This is a genomic window from Microbacterium sp. (assembly GCF_036277215.1).
In the GTDB taxonomy this organism is placed as follows: domain Bacteria; phylum Actinomycetota; class Actinomycetes; order Actinomycetales; family Microbacteriaceae; genus Microbacterium.
Genome location: NZ_DASUNI010000332.1, coordinates 1 through 2,301 on the forward strand (window position 1 = coordinate 1; position 2,301 = coordinate 2,301).

Genomic DNA, 2,301 nt, shown 5'->3' on the forward strand with positions numbered 1-2,301 from the left:
TCTCGGCGGCTCGCTCGGCTTGTCGAGGAGCGGGCCAATATCGAGGTGGCGGTGGTCCGGGGAATCGCGGACAGCAGGACCGCAGTCGACAGCGAGCCGGTGCTGCGGCTCGTCGGCAACATGCTGGACGTCTGGATCTACAGCGGTTCAGTCGCCCGACATCACGACGTGATCGTGGGCGCGCTCGCGCTGCCTTGGAACGAGAGCTCCGACACGGCGGCCGACGCGCGGGCGCGAGTCGTGTACGCGGCGGGTTGGGCGAACTTCGAACTCAAGACCGCCGGCCGCGGGCGCGAACAGTTCGTCGAAACCCTCGCCCTGCAGCGGCGACTGGGGAACACCGGCGAGCAAGCCGTCTGTCTGCGGGCGCTCTCTAGGATCGCCAGTGAGGAAGGCGATCACACCACAGCAGAACGGCTTGCGCGGCACAGCCTGAGCCTGTGTCGTCGCACCGGTGATGTGGTGGGCGTCGGCTGGTCGCTCTCCCACCTTTTCGGGGAGGCATACGAGGCCGGTCGGATGGAGGAGGCCGAACGGCTTCTGCTCGACTCGATCAGCACCTTCCATCGGGCCGGGGTGGCCTTCGGGGAGGAGGGGTTGTTGATCGAGCTTGGGACGCTGCGACGCCGTCGGCGACAGTGGGCGCAGGCCCTGACCGCGTACGCCGACAGCCTGGCCATCATGCGCGAATCCGGATTCACCGCCGAAGGCAGCGACCTACTGCACGGACTGGCGGCTGTCGCCGCTGAACTCCACGCGCCCGCCCGCGCGGCCCGGCTCTTCGCGGCAGCCGAAACCTGGGCCGAGATCCACGGCGCATCGAGCCGGTACAACATCGCGATCGTGGAGCCGACGGACCACGAACGGGAGCTAGCGCATGCCGCCCTGGGCGGGGACGGCTGGGCGAGGTGGTTCGCGGCCGGTGCCCAACTGACCTCTGAGCAGGCACTCGCGGAAGCCGCCGACACGATTGCCGAACTCGCCACGCTCGTCGAAGCTCCGCTGCCCGCGGGCCTCACTGCACGGGAGGTCGAGGTGCTTCGGCTGCTGACCGAAGGTCTCAGCAACAACGATCTGGCCGCTCGATTGGTGGTGAGTCCGCGGACCGTGCACACCCACCTGCGGTCAATCTTCGGCAAGCTGGGAGTCTCCTCACGGACCGCGGCCGTCCATGAGGCCCACAGACTCGGCGTCCGGCTGTGAAATAGGCATTTCTGCCGAGGCCGCGGGCGAGTCGACCCTGGCATCGTGACGCCCATGCCATCACGCGCTTCAGCGGTCTGCGCCGCCTTTGCGGCGGCGACGCTTGCCCTCGGTGGCTGCACTGGCTCGCCCCGTCCGTCGGCGTCAGAAGCGGCGGCACCAAGTCCACTGGTGGCGACTCCAGCCCCAGCGGCCCCCTCGGTCACGATGACGAAGACTCACTCCTTCTCCGATGGAGTCAGCGTCCGCATTTCACAGGTCACGAGCCTGAGGCTTGGGCAGGCGGATATTGCCGAAGACCCGGAGGCCAAGACCGGCGACCCGTACGTCATCGCGACCTTGCTATGGCACAACCAGTCCAAAGCTGCCGTCGAGCTCGCATTCCTCATAACTGTGAGGGTCGGCGCCGATGCTCGGCAGGCGCCGCGTGTGTATGTAGACGAGCCCGACGGGCTGACCCTCGAACCCGGCGACTCGGCCGAGTTCGACGTTGGCTTCTTGGTGTCTAAGGCCGATCGCAGGCAGACCGTCATCGAGATCGCCGACATCCAAGACTCGTCTCGCAGAGTGTCGTTCACCGGTTCGTTGACCTAGCCGACGCGACCCTCGTCCCCGATGCGGGCGAAGGTCAGACAGTCATTGTCGGTAATCGGTGGCCGGTCGTAGGCGACCGGATGCTCCGAAAGTGACCCGCTTGCGGTCATGATTTGCTGGCGGGTGAATCAAGTTGAGTACCGGCTGAACTGGAGGGTCAGGTGAGACGCGCGGACGCCGCGACCGCTCGCGGCGGTTGGTCGATTCTTCATTCCTCACCGTCCACCATTCCCAAAAAAAGCGGCGTGATCAGCCCGCGACCGGTGCTGATGCCAAACTCCGCGGCCGAATCGTCGCCGTGGTGGTGGACAGCCTTCCATTCCCCGTCCTCGCGCCGGAAGATCGTCGTGACCCGCAGCACGTGGATCGTAGGCTCTGCGCTGTTCACCGAGGCGGTCGTGTGCTCTAACCCAACCGCGTAGGCGGAGGTCACCGGCGCGCCTCCGCGGTCACGACCCTGATCCCAACGACACCTCAGTCGGAGAACTGCTCGCTCAGCGCGTC

The 2,301-nt window shown here is 66.7% G+C and carries 3 protein-coding genes; 2 read left to right on the plus strand and 1 reads right to left on the minus strand.

What is annotated here, in order from left to right:
• The first annotated feature begins 174 nt into the window (after nucleotides 1-174).
• Together VFX99_RS15930 and VFX99_RS15935 are read left to right on the plus strand one after the other, a co-directional pair.
• A complete protein-coding gene (locus VFX99_RS15930; RefSeq protein WP_329667267.1) occupies nucleotides 175-1,203 on the plus strand; it encodes a response regulator transcription factor in 1,029 nt (342 codons plus the stop codon).
• A 207-nt stretch (nucleotides 1,204-1,410) separates the two neighbouring features.
• Entirely contained in the window at nucleotides 1,411-1,797 is a 387-nt protein-coding gene (locus tag VFX99_RS15935) for a hypothetical protein (protein ID WP_329667268.1), read from the plus strand.
• Nucleotides 1,798-2,005: 208 nt separating this feature from the next.
• Here VFX99_RS15935 and VFX99_RS15940 read toward each other — a convergent pair whose 3' ends face one another.
• The gene (locus VFX99_RS15940) at nucleotides 2,006-2,230 is read right to left on the minus strand and encodes a nuclear transport factor 2 family protein (protein WP_329667269.1); all 225 of its coding nucleotides are present in this window, start codon (nucleotides 2,228-2,230) and stop codon (nucleotides 2,006-2,008) included.
• Nucleotides 2,231-2,301: the final 71 nt, after the last annotated feature.